This is a genomic window from Algoriphagus sp. 10J20-15 (assembly GCF_055809615.1).
Map to the genome: position 1 here is coordinate 13,974 of NZ_JBVVUG010000024.1, position 17,501 is coordinate 31,474.

General features: G+C 40.6%; 14 protein-coding genes and 2 pseudogenes. 9 read left to right on the plus strand and 7 right to left on the minus strand.

Annotation, left to right across the window (positions count from 1 at the left end; all coding sequences use genetic code 11):
* The first annotated feature begins 72 nt into the window (after positions 1-72).
* The 5 genes from gatC (at position 73) to AC0L6R_RS09300 (ending at position 5,659) form a co-directional block, all read left to right on the plus strand.
* Positions 73-360: an Asp-tRNA(Asn)/Glu-tRNA(Gln) amidotransferase subunit GatC gene (gatC, locus tag AC0L6R_RS09280; protein ID WP_283414338.1), complete on the plus strand. Its 288-nt coding sequence runs from the start codon at positions 73-75 to the stop codon at positions 358-360.
* 17 nt (positions 361-377) lie between these two features.
* Complete coding sequence (locus AC0L6R_RS09285; protein ID WP_473270936.1) at positions 378-3,149, plus strand: tetratricopeptide repeat protein; 2,772 nt, start codon at positions 378-380, stop codon at positions 3,147-3,149.
* A 75-nt stretch (positions 3,150-3,224) separates the two neighbouring features.
* Positions 3,225-3,941, plus strand: a complete 717-nt coding sequence (locus AC0L6R_RS09290; RefSeq protein ID WP_283414336.1) for an ABC transporter ATP-binding protein — start codon at positions 3,225-3,227, stop codon at positions 3,939-3,941.
* A 60-nt stretch (positions 3,942-4,001) separates the two neighbouring features.
* A complete protein-coding gene (locus AC0L6R_RS09295) occupies positions 4,002-4,553 on the plus strand; it encodes a cob(I)yrinic acid a,c-diamide adenosyltransferase (RefSeq protein WP_283414335.1) in 552 nt (183 codons plus the stop codon).
* A 38-nt stretch (positions 4,554-4,591) separates the two neighbouring features.
* Positions 4,592-5,659: a branched-chain amino acid aminotransferase gene (locus AC0L6R_RS09300; RefSeq protein WP_283414334.1), complete on the plus strand. Its 1,068-nt coding sequence runs from the start codon at positions 4,592-4,594 to the stop codon at positions 5,657-5,659.
* A gap of 56 nt (positions 5,660-5,715) precedes the next feature.
* On the opposite strand, the gene AC0L6R_RS09305 is transcribed toward AC0L6R_RS09300, so the two are convergent.
* The gene (locus AC0L6R_RS09305; protein WP_473270937.1) at positions 5,716-6,102 is read right to left on the minus strand and encodes a GreA/GreB family elongation factor; all 387 of its coding nucleotides are present in this window, start codon (positions 6,100-6,102) and stop codon (positions 5,716-5,718) included.
* Positions 6,103-6,799: 697 nt separating this feature from the next.
* Here AC0L6R_RS09305 and AC0L6R_RS09310 point away from each other — a divergent pair.
* The 3 genes from AC0L6R_RS09310 to AC0L6R_RS09320 all read left to right on the plus strand — a co-directional run bounded on the left by AC0L6R_RS09310 (position 6,800) and on the right by AC0L6R_RS09320 (position 9,706).
* Entirely contained in the window at positions 6,800-7,306 is a 507-nt protein-coding gene (locus AC0L6R_RS09310) for a hypothetical protein (RefSeq protein WP_283414332.1), read from the plus strand.
* A gap of 66 nt (positions 7,307-7,372) precedes the next feature.
* Positions 7,373-8,474 (plus strand): peptide chain release factor 2 gene (gene prfB / locus AC0L6R_RS09315; RefSeq protein WP_473270938.1). Its coding sequence is split into 2 segments (ribosomal slippage): positions 7,373-7,432 and positions 7,434-8,474, totalling 1,101 coding nucleotides; the frame shifts between segments, so codons are not numbered across the junction.
* Between the two features lie 47 nt (positions 8,475-8,521).
* Positions 8,522-9,706, plus strand: coding sequence for an MFS transporter (locus tag AC0L6R_RS09320; RefSeq protein WP_473270939.1), 1,185 nt, complete (start codon positions 8,522-8,524; stop codon positions 9,704-9,706).
* Between the two features lie 138 nt (positions 9,707-9,844).
* Here the strand turns inward: AC0L6R_RS09320 and AC0L6R_RS09325 are convergent.
* From AC0L6R_RS09325 to AC0L6R_RS09345, 5 genes and pseudogenes are all read right to left on the minus strand, one after another.
* Positions 9,845-11,198: pseudogene (locus AC0L6R_RS09325) on the minus strand (M24 family metallopeptidase).
* Between the two features lie 70 nt (positions 11,199-11,268).
* Positions 11,269-12,624, minus strand: a complete 1,356-nt coding sequence (locus AC0L6R_RS09330) for an MATE family efflux transporter (RefSeq protein WP_473270941.1) — start codon at positions 12,622-12,624, stop codon at positions 11,269-11,271.
* 1 nt (position 12,625) lies between these two features.
* Positions 12,626-13,168 (minus strand): NUDIX domain-containing protein, encoded by a 543-nt coding sequence (locus tag AC0L6R_RS09335; protein WP_473270942.1) that lies wholly within the window; start codon positions 13,166-13,168, stop codon positions 12,626-12,628.
* Between the two features lie 55 nt (positions 13,169-13,223).
* On the minus strand, positions 13,224-13,706 hold the full coding sequence (locus tag AC0L6R_RS09340) for an Lrp/AsnC family transcriptional regulator (RefSeq protein ID WP_283414458.1): 483 nt from the start codon (positions 13,704-13,706) through the stop codon (positions 13,224-13,226).
* A 209-nt stretch (positions 13,707-13,915) separates the two neighbouring features.
* A complete protein-coding gene (locus AC0L6R_RS09345) occupies positions 13,916-15,109 on the minus strand; it encodes a tol-pal system protein YbgF (protein ID WP_473270943.1) in 1,194 nt (397 codons plus the stop codon).
* Positions 15,110-15,188: 79 nt separating this feature from the next.
* Between AC0L6R_RS09345 and AC0L6R_RS09350 the strand changes: the two genes are divergently transcribed.
* Positions 15,189-15,839 (plus strand): sulfate ABC transporter permease, encoded by a 651-nt coding sequence (locus tag AC0L6R_RS09350; protein ID WP_473270944.1) that lies wholly within the window; start codon positions 15,189-15,191, stop codon positions 15,837-15,839.
* 61 nt (positions 15,840-15,900) lie between these two features.
* Here the strand turns inward: AC0L6R_RS09350 and AC0L6R_RS09355 are convergent.
* Positions 15,901-17,446: pseudogene (locus tag AC0L6R_RS09355) on the minus strand (DUF4394 domain-containing protein).
* Positions 17,447-17,501 lie beyond the last annotated feature (55 nt).

The window sequence follows — 17,501 nt, forward strand, 5'->3', positions numbered from 1 at the left end:
ATAATCTCCCAGCGAGAGAAAAAATCTTAACATGCGAGATTACATCTGATCATTGAAAATAAAAAAACACAGATGAAAATAGACACCAACTCAATTAAGAAAATCGCTCACCTTGCTCGATTGGAATTTGATGAAGGAAGCGCTGAAAAAATGTCTAAGGACATGAGCCAAATCCTCGATTGGGTAGAGAAATTGAATGAAATTGATACAGAAAATGTAGAACCACTGACCACCATGTCCTCAGAAGTAAATGATATGCGCGAGGATAAAGTAGGTCATCAGCTGGATCATGAAGCCGGACTGAAAAACGCACCAAAAAGAGATGCTGACTACTTCCGTGTACCGAAAGTAATGGAGTAACATACTTGACAACCACATTGAATACCTCAACAATTTATAAAACCCTAGCCCTCCTATTCATAAGTACAGGAGGGCTTTTTGCACTGTATTACCTCATATTCGATCCGCAGCCTTACCTCAATATTCAGGCTGGTGCATTTCTGGATACTGTCCCTATTCCTTTTGACTGGGTACAGATAGGACCTATTTCATTTCCAATTCAGGTAGACAATTACTTGGTATTCCAAGAGTTCAAGACCTTAGCTCCAGCATTCCATGTGACAGAATCCTTGATTTATGCAGGGATAGTATGGCTGGCTGTAGTTTCTATTTTGACATTAGTCACTGAATTTAAAAAGGCCTATTTCATTCTAGGAGGAATTATTTGGATTGTCCTTCTTACCTTCAGCAATTTCAATGGATTAAATATCGGAGGACAAAATGCCAATTACCCGCTTATCATTCTTCTAGCAGGGACACTACTTCCTTTGATTTATTTTCATCTATGGGGACAAAAAATACCCTTGGCCATCAAGTGGCTAATAATTTTTGTTGGGACATTTTCAGCTCTTGCTGTCCTTATCACCCAAAGTCCGATTTCAAATCCGGGAATGTATGTTTCAGAGCACAGTTTAACGATCGGGTTTGGTCTTGCACTTGCATGGGTATTTTGGAACGGACATGGCATACTTTCAGGCATTTACATCCTGCTTGCAAGGGCAAACCGCAATCTCAATTTGAATATAACTGTCCAAATTAGCCTCATTGCGTTACTCTATTTAGGCACACTTTTCATAATACTTCTAAACCTACAAGGAGAAGTTCACCTATCTATTCCTGCATTTTCCCCATTATATTTACTCTTGCCTTTAGGGGTTTTTGGTTGGATTTCTATCGGTGAAAAGGTGAGCCAAAGCGATGAGTTGATTTCAACTCCTGCTGTTATTAAAGCATTACATTTAATTGGATTAGGAATTACGCTTTGGTTAGTCTGGAAATTAAAACTATCAGGAAATCAACCTGCAGAAGAGCTTTTCAAACACTTATTTGTTTACACGCAGCTTGGTTTCTCATTTTTCTTTTTCATATACCTACTGGCAAACTTCATGTCTGTCATGAATTCTGGAAAAGCGATTGACAAAATCCTATACAAACCTTATTCCCTGGTCTATTACCACATTAGGATTGGCGGATTAATAGTAATTCTAGTGCTCATTACCTATACAGGAGGGATAGTTGGCGTGCAGGCCAACGCCATGTCTAGCAATATTCTAGCGGATTACTACTATCAAGTAGACAAAAAACTGGAAGCTAGTATTTTATATGAAAATGCATGGATGCGTTATCGTAAAAACCCTAAAGCTAAATTTCTAACTGCACATTTGCTATTGGAACTGAAGCAACCGACTTTAGCTAGACAACATTTGGAAGAAAGTTTTACAGAATCACCCCAAATCGATAATATCATACTTTTAAGTGATCGCTTACACCAAGAAAACAAGGTATTTGAGGCTATCTATTACTTGGAAAAGGGGCTCACAATTTTCCCTAATGAGCCGCACCTAAGTAACAACTTAAGTTTACTCTACACTAAAGTCAATAAAACATCTGAAGCTCTGGAATTAATGACTAATTCAGAAAGTGCTGATCCAGTAGTCAGGTCAAATCTAACAGCATTAAAAACCAAACTTGGTCAGCCTGAAGTTAGCCTTACCCGCAATTCAGATCTCATTTCTCAGATAAATGAATTAGCAGCTTCAAATGCTTTGGCTAATATTCCATCTGAAGAGTTATTGGAATCCTTAAAGGAAGAACTTCAGCGTGAGACTTCTCCAATGCTAATCAATGCAGGCTGGAGAAATCTGATGTCTGAAATCAATAGAAATAATCCAAGTGAAGACCTGCATATACTCGATAGTATAGGCCAAAAACCGGAAATGCTAGCTTACCTGATGTCCATGCAAGAAACTGCGGTAATCAGGAGCATGGCAGCAGGAAGAGTTACAGAGGCAGTAAAAAACCTAAATGGATTAGCATTCCGAAACCCCAAAGATGCAGCTTATTACCTACAACTTTCCGGTACTATTTTAGCTCAAAACCTGGATTTTCAAAAATCAGCGATAGAATTCATCGCAGCTGAGGAAAAAGGATTCCAAGGATTTGACACCCATCACTGGAGTATTTTTGGTTTGGCAGGAATGCCGGAAAAAGCAGTGGAAATCCGGGAAAAATATCAGGTACTCTACCCAACCTATCTGACAGACGAAGGGCCTATCGTGCCGGAGTATCTAAATATGATCAGCAGATTTCACGAAAGTTCTGCCCAAAATTTATTGTCTCAATGGCGTACAGCTGAGGAGTCTGCGCTGAAAACGGACATAGCAATCCGCATTATAGTCCACAAAGCACATGGTTTGAGTCAGGATGATTTGAAAGAATTGGAAAAATATATTTCCGCAAAAATCGAGGCTAATGAAGACCTGAAAACTTTTGTCGATAATCCGGATCTCACTGATGAGGCTTCAGTAGTGGCTTTTATCTCCTGGATAAATTCTGGAGAGGAACCAACAGCCAACCCATACCTTAGCCCATTGATTATCAGTGAATTACATAAAGTAACAGATCCTTTGGATCAATATGAAATCCTAAATTCAGCGACCGAATTCAATCATGACCCTATACTTTGGTTTAACAAAATCAAAGCTGCCAGAGAAAGTGGATTGGACAATTATGCCAACGAATCCCTGGAAATACTGAAGCAATGGGTCAGCGAAGAGGAACTTGTACGCCTACAAAACTTGAACTATTGAATCCTATTAACGTTTTTTGTGAGGGAGGAAATTAACTTCCCAATCCAAACAGGTAACTTTAGCAAAACCCCAGCCATGAAGAAAATTATTGAAACCCACGAAATAAATAAAACATATAAGATGGGTGCTGAAATTATTCAAGCCCTCAAGTCTGTCTCCATTTCTGTGAACAAAGGAGAATATGTTGCTTTCATGGGACCTTCAGGATCGGGTAAATCCACATTGATGAATATCATAGGTTGCTTGGATACGCCTACTTCGGGAACTTATATTTTGAATGACAAAGACGTCTCAGACATGACTGAGAACGAACTGGCTGAAATTAGGAATAAGGAAATCGGATTTGTCTTCCAGACATTCAACCTTCTACCTAGAGCAAGCTGTCTTGAAAATGTGGCACTCCCATTGGTATATGCAGGCATGAGCAAGTCAGATCGGGAAGACATTGCATTTCAGGCACTCACCAACGTGGGACTTGGGGACAGGACCAAGCACCGCCCGAATGAGCTTTCCGGTGGTCAAAGACAGCGTGTTGCAATAGCTAGAGCGCTAGTTAATAATCCAAGTATCATTCTTGCCGATGAGCCTACAGGGAACTTGGACTCCAAAACTTCATATGATATCATGGAGCTTTTTCATGAGTTGCACTCGAAAGGGAACACCATCATCATGGTAACTCACGAAGATGACATCGCTCATTATGCTCATAGAATCGTAAGATTACGTGATGGATTGGTAGAAACGGACACAATAAACCCGAATCCTACCCGCGGAATTGCAATGCACGCCTAATCACACCTTATAATTTCAAATAGATTCTTATTTTTGTCCAAAGAGAATCAGGGCAAAAAGATGAAAATCTATACGAAGACAGGAGACGAAGGACAAACCTCACTTTTAGGTGGAACGAGAGTTCCAAAATTCGATGTTAGAATTGATGCTTATGGCACAGTGGACGAACTCAATTCGTACATTGGGATGCTTGGTGATCAGGAAGTAAACTGGATGAGAGCAGAGATACTGAAAGAAATCCAGGATAGACTATTCACCATAGGAGCAGATCTGGCTACAGATCCAGCCAAGCAAAACGTCAAAAAGCCTGATTTGCTAAAATCAGATATTGAAATGCTGGAAAAGCAAATCGATGAGATGGAAAAAGCGCTTCCCCCACTTACCTCCTTTATTCTCCCTGGAGGACATACTTCAGTTTCTTTTGGACATCTGGCCAGAACTGTCTGCAGAAGAACTGAACGGATAGTGACAGAGCTTGCCGCAATGGAACCCGTCTCCGAATTAATCATTCAATACCTGAACAGACTTTCTGATTACCTTTTTGTGCTTTGCAGAAAAATGGCACAGGAACTCAACGTAAATGAAGTAATCTGGAATCCCAGAAATAAATAATTAGCTACCTTGGCTTAGCCAGTTTAAAGGCAAAACAAATGAAGACACAACTTGCCCTACCGATAACTAAAGTTCAGAACTCTAGATTGCCGGAAACAGATTTTTCCAACTTGGTATTTGGACGCACCATCAGCGACCACATGTTTGTGGCGGATTATAAAAACGGCGAATGGACTGACCTAAGGATAGAACCTTATGGCCCACTCAGCATCAATCCTGCCAATGCAACCCTTCACTATGGCCAATCTATTTTTGAAGGAATGAAAGCATATAGAAATGATGAGGGTAAAATCCTGGTCTTTCGTGCAAATGCAAACTGGAAAAGGCTGAATGAATCAGCCGACCGTATGTGCATGCCTGAACTTCCTGAAGAGATCTTTATGGAAGGACTAGCTCAGTTGGTTGATTTAGACAGAGATTGGGTACCTAAAGCAAAAGGTGCGTCACTTTATGTGAGACCTTTTATGTTTGCTACGGATGACTACATCGGGGTAAAGCCATCCGACACCTATAAGTTTATCATACTCACTTGTCCGGTGGGCAACTACTATAGCAAGCCAGTAAGTGTAAAAGTAGAAACTACCTTCACCCGAGCTACAGAAGGAGGAACTGGTGCAGCCAAAACTGCCGGCAATTATGCAGCTTCTCTTTATCCTGCCCGCCAAGCTCAAAAGGCAGGATATGATCAGCTTCTTTGGACAGATGGTAAATCCCATAGCAAAATCGAGGAAAGCGGTACGATGAACATCATGTTTAAAATCAATGGGACTTTAATCACTGCACCTACCAATACAGGAACAATTTTGAAAGGAATCACCAGAGATTCCGTTATCCAATTGGCAAAAGATTGGAATGAGCCACTAGAAGAAAGGTTTCTGACAGTTTCAGAATTAGAAACTGCACTTCAAAATGGAACTATCGAGGAGGCTTTCGGAACAGGAACAGCAGCTACCATTGCACATGTTCAACGTATCAACGTAAATGGCAAAGATTACCTCCTTCCAAACAAATCCGATGATGCTTTCTCACATAGAGTTCTTGCAGAATTAGATGGAATCAAATATGGCAGCATAGCAGATACTCATGATTGGATAATTTCGATTTAATTTCTGCTTCAAAAGCTAGCAAAAAAGGCTGTCTATTAAAGTAGACAGCCTTTTTTTCATTCAGTAGGAACAGGATTTTGGACCTTGAGAATCTTAAGTTTCTTTAGTCCCCCTGGCAAAACCCATTCGATCTCCATTCCTTCTTGAAAGCCTATTAGCGCCACACCCAAAGGAGAAAGTATAGACAGTCTTTTCTCTGCCAAGTTCCCCAACTTTGGAAGGACCAATTGAAAATTCAAAAGTTTCCCGGATGCTACATCCTGTACTTCAAAATAAGAATTGAGACGAATGACTTGAGGTTCTAATTTGGAATCAGGAATTTTCTTAGCTAGCTCAATTTCTTTTGCAAGCAGTGAAATCTCTTTTGTTATAAGATGATGAGGAGTATTTAGGATTAATTCTTTAATCGTATTATAGTCGGATTTTGTGAGTATTGGCTTCATTTGTTTTAGAATAAAAATGTGATGTCTTGATAAAGAGGTGAGTACTTACGCTATGCAAGAGAAATAAGCTAGGCTGCTCTGGAAAATTGCCCTGCTTACGTAATCCTAATAATCACTGAGGGCTAAGAAATAAAGGCTTTATTCTTTTGACAAATCGCACAATTATCCTGTTTGGCAACTACGGCTGCAAAAGAATTAGATAAAAAGATAATTGTAGTGTAAAACATTGCTTTACTAAAGAGTTGTCTGTTTATGCTCTTTTGAGAAGATTGAACAGAAGATTGAACAATCACGAAATCGTATTTACGGATCAATGCCTACAAGGTTTACTTTTGCCAAATTGAAAAAAGACAGGTGGGTCTGACAAACCACGGCTGTTGAGCTGGTCGACATTAAGCCTCTTAATCAAATCAAGCTAACAAATGCAGGAAAATCTACTATTCGGCAAAGATTTAACAGTTTAACTAAAGAAAAATTTCAAAATTGTTTTTACTTAGTATGTATATCCGCCTTTTTACCAGAATGGTGGTAAAAGCAATGTAAGATATGTTAACCTTAAGAATTGTAGCCACTTCAGCCTGTCCCGCCAATGCGAGAGTTTTCAGTCTCCCTGTAGCTATCGAGAGGTCTATCAACTTGATAAGCAAAGAATCTAAAGTGACTGGCATCATAGCGTATAATCATCTTATTTAGTATTATGAAAAGACTTTTAGTTCTTTTGATCATTTTTACTGCCTCGCTTTCCACATTTGCGCAAGGAACAGATTTCATTCTTCTCAAAAGAGGCACAAAACAAAAATCTCAGATCAGATATTATCCTGGAGAATCAATTACATATAAGAGTAAGAAAATAGATTACTTCGTAACAGATGTAATTCAAAGTATCGATCAAAACTTCATATATCTCTCTGAAAACATCCTCTCTCCTGAGTCGATCACTGAGCTGGATATTCGTGATAAAGATCGCCGAAATGGCACCTTAAGAGCTATCAATGTGCTAATTGCAGGAGCTGGGATCATCTTGCTAGGAGCCGAGTCTATCAATAGCATTTACCACGAACAGGAATTCTCAATCAGTAAAGGTGTTGGTCTCACTTCTGGGATTTTACTAGGAACAGGACTTGCCATGCTACCTTTGCGATACAAAACATTCAAAAACACTGGCCGAAATAAGATTCAGTTGATCCAAATGAGGATGGATTAATAGAAGTTTACTGGTATAAACAGATATTTTTTCGGACTTTTGCACCCTAAATTTTAACCTAGACAGATGACTTCAGAACAACTGAAAGACTTGAAAGCCCGCACATCGGCTTTGAGGAGGTATCTTTGACTACGATCGTAAGATTGCCGAAATAGAAGACCTAGAGGCCGTATCGGCCCAGCCTGATTTTTGGAACAACCCAGAAGAGGCAGAAAAAAGCATGAAGCAGATTCAGGCACGAAAAGCTTGGACCAGTTCATTCGAATCTCTCAATAAAACCATAGAGGATCTCGACGTTTTATTTGAATTCTACAGCGCAGATGAAGTTTCTGAAGAAGAAATGAAAGCTGAGTACGTAAAAGCTGAGGCTGCCGTACAAGAGCTGGAACTCAAAAAAATGCTCTCTTCGGAAGAGGATCAGCTGAACGCAGTGCTAGAAATCAATCCGGGAGCCGGAGGAACAGAGAGTAATGACTGGGCTTCGATCCTCATGAGAATGTACATCATGTGGGGTGAGAAAAACGGTTACAAAGTGAAGGAAGTGGATATGCAGCCCGGTGAAGTAGCCGGTATCAAATCTTGTACTCTGGAGTTTGAAGGTCCGCTCGCTTATGGATTCTTGAAATCTGAGACAGGTGTTCACCGACTAGTGCGAATCTCACCTTTCGACTCTGGCGGAAGAAGGCATACCTCTTTTGCTTCGGTGTATGCCTATCCGGAAGTGGATGATTCCGTAGAAATCGAAATCAATCCTGCCGACGTGGAGTTACATACCTCACGATCTGGTGGAGCTGGCGGACAAAACGTGAACAAGGTAGAAACCAAAGTTCAGTTGACACACAAGCCAACAGGAATCGTGGTGGTGTGTCAGATCGAGCGTTCCCAACTTGCTAACAGGGAGAAAGCAATGCAAATGCTGAAATCCCGCTTGTTCCAGCTGGAATTGGAGAAGAGAAATGCGGAAATCGCAAAGATCGAATCATCTAAGATGCGGGTAGATTTTGGATCACAGATCCGTAACTATGTGCTTCATCCGTATAAGCTGGTAAAAGACAACCGAACTGGATTTGAAACCTCAGACACCCAGCATGTGCTGGACGGAGGATTAAATGAGTTTATGAAAGCTTTCCTCCTAGCGCAGAGCGAAGAGCAAGCAAGTAAAGAGTAATATTTAGGCCAGGCATTAATCCTGGCCTTTTTTCTATTATAGATTTTATGAAAACAAGCTCTTCATTTTTCTCCCTAGATTTTTCTCTCCTTTGCCTGAGCTCGTTCTTGTTTTTCTCATCCTTCAATATGATTATCCCTGAGCTACCTGCGTATTTAACATCGCTTGGAGGTGAAGACTACAAAGGATTTATCATTGCTTTATTTACACTTTCGGCAGGTCTTTCCAGACCTTTCAGTGGAAAGCTCGCAGATAAAATCGGAAGAATACCGGTAATGATGATCGGAGCAAGCGTCTGCTTTGTGGTTGGAATGCTATATCCCCTTCTCAGCTTTGTAGGAGGATTCTTATTTCTACGATTTGCACATGGATTCTCTACAGGCTTTACTCCTACTGGAGCTTCGGCTTATGTAGCAGACATCGTCCCCTACCAAAAACGTGGTGAAGCAATGGGTCTGTTTTCCCTTTTCGGATCTATGGGAATGGCAGCTGGACCAGCAATCGGCGGTTGGCTGGCCACATTATTCCCTTTAGAAACAGTCTTTTATGTTTCCGCCTTTACCGCTATATTTTCCATTTTGATTCTACTCAAACTCAAAGAAACACTACCAAACAAAGAGCGGATTTCTTTGAACATGTTCAAATTAAAGAAGGATGAAATCATAGAAAAAAGAGTGCTTGTACCTTCAGGAATTCTCTTTCTCTGCGCTTTTTCCTTTGGTGTAGTTCTTACGATCATTCCGGATTTCTCCACTCACCTAGGTATAGAGAACAAAGGGCTTTTCTTTGGGGTATTCACTCTTTCATCGCTTGGAATCAGATTGTTGGCAGGAAAAACCTCAGATCGATACGGAAGAGTGCCAGTTATGCGAGCTGCGAGCGCGACATTGGTATGCGCTATGATTTTGATAGGCCTTGCAGAAAGCAAGATTGCTTTAATGGGATCAGGGATACTTTTTGGATGTGCTGTGGGCATGTATAGCCCAACGACTGCAGCATGGGTGGTAGATTTATCACTGGATCAATTCAGGGGAAGAGCCTTAGCGACTATGTATATTGCTCTTGAGGCCGGTATTGGCATAGGTGCTCTGGTATCAGGGTTTCTCTTTGCAAATAGCGCAGACAACTTCCAATTGGTTTTTCTAAGCAGTGCTGGAATTGCAGGATTGGCGTTTGTGGGGCTGCTTTTTGTGAGAAATAAACAGGGCGTAGCGTTGGAAGAATATATGTAGGTATTTCCCGCAGATAAACGCCGATAAAACCGCAGATTTTACGCAGATCTTAAAGGTTTTACTTAAAAATCAGCGATAATCTGCGCGCTAAAAATCAGCGATAATCTGCGGGAAAATTCCTGGAAACTCATGGAAAACTCAATTCCCCAAGTAACCTTTTGCTCTTGGAATAGCGAAAATCTCCTTTTGGCGACCATTATAATATGTCACTTTTGCCCCATCAAATAGAGCTCCCTCTTCAAGCATGATTCTCACATCTTTATTCCATTCGGGCACAAAAACTACAGCATTCAATTCTATAGCATAGCCGGTATTTGCATGAAGCGGAAAGTCACCTGCACCAGGAGTGTCACCTTGATTATCCCACATGCCTATAGTTGGGCCAGCAGAGTGCCCATAAAAACCTAATGGGTGGGTATAGATGCTTCCTCGAATCCCTTCTGCATCCAATACTTTTCGGGAAGCACGAAGAATTTCATTCCCAGTTTTACCAGCCACATAATTGGATGTCAAAATATCCTGAACTCTATTTCCCTGGGCAAAAGCTTTGCTAAGATATGCCGGAACCTCAGTCTCGCCAGCTTTCAGCACATATGCCATTTCCTGAGTATCAGTATTTAATCTGAGATAAGTAATTCCAAAATCCACATGCAGTAAATCCCCTGGTAAAATCACTGACTCAGGAGACTTGGTCGCAAAGTTTCTGTTTTGCTCATTGTTTGCAGGATCCGCACGCTGAATGTCCACAGATGGATGAAACCAAGTGTCCAGCTTCATTTCTTTAAATTCTCTCCCTATACCACCACACTACATCTTCGGTGGTCGTCACACCGGGAGTAATCACGGCCTCAGACAATCCTTCACTCACGATGGAATGAGCGATTTCTTGAATATGCTTGTATGTAGCCATCTCAGGCTCAGTTCTAGTTTCCAACCAGCGAACAGCTAGTGTCTGAGCAGAGACAACATTTGTCTGAAGATTTTGAGGCAAATATTCCAAAAACACCTGATGCTCATTTGTAGTCAACCCGTCTGCATGTCCATAATCTTTAGCGTAATTCAAGCCTATTTTCTTAGGATTTTTGGAAGAAATCAACTCCATTAAAGCCTTCCACTGATCCGGTTGAGTCTCTGGATCCCAAGCTCTTTTGAAAGATTTTCCTACATCGTATCGAGCAACAGCATACGTTTCCACTGGAGCATTAGCGGAAGGCTGATACATTACTAGGATTGTCCTCCTGCGTGCTGCATGCCAAGTGGCAGGAAGCATAGTTCGGATCACTGGATCTTCATTGTATTCCCTGGAGATCACCACCCACATATCTATTCCAGTCTCAGTCATTAATTCCGGGAGAAGATTCTCTATTCGGTATTCCAACCAACGATCTATTACCTCAGCTTGATCACGCTGGGAAAGCACGGCAAGGTTTTGTGCGAAAGCACAATTAGAAAGAATCAGTAGAGAAAAGGCAAAGAGTAGCTTTTTAGTCATATCAGATTGGATTTATCCTGAAGATAAAACAAAAAGTATAATTAGGAAGAACGATACTGTTCGAAAACGCCTAGGCTATGACAACCGGTTTATTTGCGGCAATCATACGATTACTTAGTTTATGAAAACGGTAAAAGAGTACCACAGCAGTTACAGACAGACCTATTAACAAGCCATACCAAATCCCTTTTTCGGCAAAGCCAAGTTCAAACGCCAAAAAATAACCTAAAGGAAGTCCAATAACCCAATATGCTACTAAGGTGATCAATGTAGGGAACCTCACATCTTCAAGCCCTCTCAATACGCCCAAACCTGCCACTTGCACGCCGTCAGAAAGCTGGAATAATCCCGCAATGATTAGTAATGATGCCGACAAAGCGACAACCTCCTCATTATCGATGTAAAGGGTGGGGAGATAGAATCTCATTAGGATAAAGATCAATCCGGTGATCGACATAAATACCAAAACCATCCCAAAAACCACCATTCCTGCTTCCCGCATTCCTCTAAAATTATTTCGACCAATTTGATTGCTAACACGAATCATACCTGCTGTACTCAGACCCGAAACCATCATATAGCTGACAGAAGCGAGATTAATGGCAATCTGATGTGCCGCAAGTGCATTGACACCTATCCAGCCCATCATGATGGCTGCTGCACTGAATGCACTTACTTCGAATATGTATTGAAATCCTGTTGGCACTCCTATTTTCAATATTCTGTTGAGGAGTAAAAACCTAAGTTTACCTATACCTAGTTTTAGGTTAAATACGCTGTATCTCTTCGCACGCATGACATACCAACCCATCATAAGTGGCATCAATACTCTGGAGATCAACGTTGCCAATCCAGCTCCATTTAGCCCCATTTCAGGAGCTCCAAGTTTCCCGTAAATAAATACCCAATTCAGAAATACGTTAACCAGATTACAAAAAATGGTCACATACATCGCTTGTTTAGTCTGGGAAAGTCCTTCTGCTAACTGCTTAAACGATTGAAAGATCATGAAAGGCAGAAGAGATGCTGTGATAATAAAAAGATAAGGTATAGTGAGTGTTACCACTTCCTCAGGCTGATCAAGAAAGTGTAGTCCTTGGGAAAGCCCTAGTACCACAACCGTCAAAAGAATAGCGGTAGCAATATTAATCCATAAACCATGCTGAAAAAGATGCCCGATTCGCTTGAATTTCCCTTTGCCTTCCGCTACTGACACCAAAGGAGTAATACCCATCGAAATTCCCATCCCAAACATGAGGATTACAAAAAAAATACTATTACCCAAGGAGGCTGCAGCTAGCGGTACCGCTCCCATTCGGCCAACCATCATACTATCGGCTACTCCTACCAGCACCTGACCCAGCTGGCTCAACACCACTGGAAAAGCCAAGGTAAACGTAGTCTTAAAATGATCCTTGATCGTCATATTACAAATTTAGCATTCTTGCTACTTTGAGGACTGCAGCTATACTGATTCCATCTGTGATTTCGCCTTTCATTACCATCTCCACCACTTGAGTGAAAGGCAATTTCTTTATTTTGAGAATCTCGGTTTCCTCAAATTCAGTTTCTCCTTGAGTAAGCTCTTGTGCCAAATAAACAAAACCCACTTCGTCAGTTACCGAGTTGGAAGTATGGATTTTCATAATCTCGGTCCATTTCTCAGCTGTTAATCCTGTTTCTTCCTTCAATTCCCTCTTTGCACTCTCTAGTTTATCTTCTTCCAAAGGTCCCCCACCCATAGGTATTTCCCATGCATATTCATTCAAGGTGTATCGGTATTGGCCGATCAGCCAGGTATTTCCTTCGGTATCAATAGGAATAATGCCCATTGCTCTATTCTTGAAATGAACCTTACCATATATCCCCTCTTTTCCAGCAGGATTTATGATATCATGATGCTCTACCTTAATCCAGGGATTTTCATAAATCGGATTAATCTTTTTTGTTTTCCAGGGATTTTGTTCCATTTGTTCAAAAAAAAAGGGTGACTTACGCCACCCTTTAGCTAGTAGTAAAGGCTGATTAAGCCGGAATTGGCATTACTTTAGAATCTTTGAAAGTAGACAAAATTACCATGGATTGCATGGAATCTACTTCTTTGATCTCTGACACTTTCTCAAGCATCAAATTTTGGTATGAGGTAATATCCTTTGCTATAATCTTAAGAATAAAATCTCCAGTACCGGTGATGTGGTGACACTCTATCACTTCAGGGATGATATTAATCTCCTTCATGAAAGCTTCAATATTCCCTTTATTGTGACCTATCAAGCTCACTAATACAAAAGTACTTACACCCAAGCCGATCTTCTCAGGATCTAGCTTTGCATGATAACTCTTTATGATTCCAGACTGCTCCAACTTCTTCACTCGCTCTAAGGTAGGAGCCGGAGAAAGCCCAATATCTTTTGACAATTGAGCATTCGTGATTTTGGCATTAGCCTGTAAGATTTCCAGAATCTTCCTGTCGATTTTATCGAATTTTATTCTTAAGCTATGATCCATGATCTCTTGCATTTACAAAATTTTATATCGCACAAAGTTAATATAATTGATGATTGTTTTAAACCATTCATCAGAATTTTAAAGAGGAAAATCAAAATTTTCTTAAGATTTAAGGGCCAATACACAAACAATCCTTTCAAAATCCCTTGCCTCCTTTAAAAAATTCAAATTATCTCCTGTTATTTTTTGTAAAAACGATAGCTAGTGAATTAAAGTTTATTCTTTTTGATAAAATCTCGGGCCTCTTGATGAGCGGGGTGTTTTCGCTTAGCATACTTCTTTACCTTTTTGAAATATTCTTTTGCGAGAGTCTTGTTTTGCTCCTTAGTTGCAATCTTGCCAAGTTGTAGCAATGCATGTAAATAATAACCGCTTTCCTGGGATTCAGACTCTTCTCCGTAGCTGAGTGTTTTCAGGTAATACTTCTTTGCTTCAGCGGTATTTCCCATCCGCTCATTGAATTGGGCAATATAAAATGCTGCATACCTTCCACTATTCGACTCATAACCCGTTTGCTTAGCATCAATTCTATCCAGTATTTCTTTGGATTGCTGCACGGATTCTGCCCATCTTCCTACTGCATAAAGATGGCGTGCATAAGAGCGATGGAAATACGGGTTGTCAGGAAATTTAGTATGTAAATAATCTGTAATTTGTAATGCTTTAAATGGCTCTTTTTCCTCTGAAGCATATAGCCTAAATAAAAAATACTGTGCTTCAATTCTGGTGTAAAAGGCATTATTGGCGACCTCCTCCAATTGTTGCAAACCTAGCTCTTTGTTTCCCTTTGGGAAAAGCGCCATTACAGGCCTCATCAGCGGATAATTTTCCGGTATCCATTCAGAGAAATAATTGAAAAGCGCATCTCCTAAAAGCAATTCAGGATTGAACTCTTCCTCACCTCTACTTAACTCCATGTATTTTAATGCATTCTTTCCAGCCCAAGCTGCCTTTGTCCAGCTTTTTCTCTCAGAATAAAGCCTGCCCTTAAATCCATATCCAGCTGCTAGAAAGAAAGCTGCCTCCTTATTAGTTTCATCCTCATCAAACATGGCTTGAGCCTTATTAATGGATCTATCCAGATATTTAAGTAAGATGGCATCGTATTTTTCGTTCGTCACATCTACTTCGATCCTCCACCAATATCCCAAAGCGACTAAAAATTCTGGTAAAGGATGATTGGGGTATTGAATGGCTAGCACAGCGTAATCTCTTTCTGCTGTCGCAAAATCAAAATTATACATGCTATTAATAGCCTTGGTAATTCTAAACTGCAGCCCTTTGTCCAAAAGCAAATACTTAGAAGGCGCAAAGAACATTGAATCTGCCTCAGCCTGCTGCGCCTGAGCTATGCCAAGTCCGGCAAACCAAATGCTGAGAATCATTACGATTCGTGTTGACATATATTTATTCTTTTTTAAAACTCAAAATTAGGGGTATTCCCAAACAAAATTTTAGATTTGGCCAAGATTCATCACAATTATGGCTAAAACTTTAACTCCAGAGGGACAACGTCTGAAAGAACTAATTGATTTCGACAAACGGGTTTATTTTTTTGTACTGGTTTTTTTGTTTCTGCTGATTAGGTATCTCACCAATACGCTAATTCTGGAAGCCATTCCTGATTATGATAATCTGGAAGCCAGAGGTGACTTCATGATATTTCATGTTTTCAATGCCTTAAACTACCTATGGACTCCTTTTGCATTGCTGTGGAAATTCACAATAATATCTTTCCTCTTTTGGCTTGGTGCCTTCTTAATAGGCTATAAAGTTCCCTATAAGGAACTCTGGCAGTTTGCACTTATTGCCGAAGTGGTTTTTATTTTCCCAGAGCTGATTAGGCTGCTGGTATACATTTCTCCGCAAACGGGTGTCACTTACTTAGAAATTGATGAATTCAGAGCACTTTCTATGCTGTCATTGATTGGTCCTGAAAATGTAGCTGGGCAATACCACTATGCTTTAGCTACACTCAATATCTTCGAAATCATATACGGAATTATTTGGCTCTACGGTTTTCATATGATTAGCAGGCGGCCTTTTGGGGAGTGCAGTATTGTAGTATTGATTAGTTATTACCTTCCCCTGGCTATTTGGTTAGTATGGTATATTATGGTTTACAGGAGTTAACCTATCAAACCAAAAAAGGGCCAGAGATGATCTGGCCCTTTTTTGGTTTGATTGTTTTTGATTAGAAACCTAACCCTAATGCCATTGAAGTAGGCGTAAAATTAAGGTCTGAAATTTTTGAAGCTGCACCTGACATCAGATTTACAGAGTAAACTCCAGAGGCAGACCCTACAGTAAATACCCCATAAGCCATATCTGAAGTTCCACCTATATCAAATCCATTATCATCTATCAAATCTATTCCCAATGATCCGATTGCTACGAGCACTCCATCATTTGGAGGAGACACTTGATATAACATATCATTTTGGGCATCTACTACGTAAAGGGCTGTAGAAGTAGTTCCTGCAAAGCTTTTGGTATATGCAGCTGCACTCGCCATGGGCGTACCCTGGGTTAAGACTTCCGTCCACTGCTACTACTGTCCCCAAATCTGGATGTAATCTAAGGTTTTGTCCTGTCTCGGTGATCAGGCGGATTCTATCCACTGTTGGATTAAAATCAAATCCAATAAAGGATCCCATTGCTGCTGGCATGAGCTGACTACCGATCGCAGTAACTGCCCCACTCGAAGGGTTGATACTATATAACTGACTCATATTAGATATGGCAAGTAACTGACCATTCACAGGACGGAAATCAAGTCCAACGATCATCTCTCCTGCTTTCAATCCCATCATGTCCACTGAAATCGGACTTGGATTTGTAGGGTCAAATCGGTAAAGTTTATTAGCTGAGTCGGTTGCGTAGGCAATCGGGTTAGTTTTGAAAGCAATACTTACCACTGGTTGAGTAAAAGTTCCTATCCACATAGCTTTTCCAGTGGAAAGGTCAATTGTGTATAGTCTTGATTCATCATCCTTTCTATTTACTGCCAAAGCCACAGAGTTATCAGGATTCAAATCCATATCACCTACTCCTTCAAAGTCCACACCTAGTTCACCTACTTCCTCCAATCCACCATCATTTGGAGGAACTTGCTTATAAAGTTTGTCCTGCTCAAAGTCAATATCAAATAAGGTGGTCATGGTAGTCCCTGAAAAACTATTCGAGTACGCTACAGCGCCGATTCTAGGATTCATACCTCCATTAATAGAGCCATCCGTAGCGACAACAGTGCCCAATTCTGGATGTAGACGTAAATTCTGTCCGGATTCGGTGACCAATCTTATTCTATCCACTGTAGGGTTAAAGTCTAACGAAGGATTCGCACCCTGAACTGAAGGGGTAAATGCACCAGTTCCCAGGGCAGTAGCTGCACCTGAGTTTTCATTGATATGATAGATACGACTCATGGAGCTGAGTGCATAAAGCTGACCGGTCGCTGGACGGTAATCAATTGATACAATCATTTCACCGGAACCTAATCCCGTAATAGCCAAAGAACTAGAAGGGGCGGAAAGATTTTGAGCATTGTACACCAAAATCATATTATCCGAAGTCAATGCCGTAAAACTTACTTCCGGGGCAGTGCCTGGCATCTCAACGACGGGATCCATATCATCGTCATTATCATCACATGAGGTAAAAGCCAGAGAAAAAATCATACTGGCCAGTAATACGGGGAAAATGTTTCTTTTTTTCATTAGTTGATTAGTTAGTTTCATTCATTTACGAAACCAACCAACCAACTGGATTTTACAACTAGAAAAGAAAACTTAC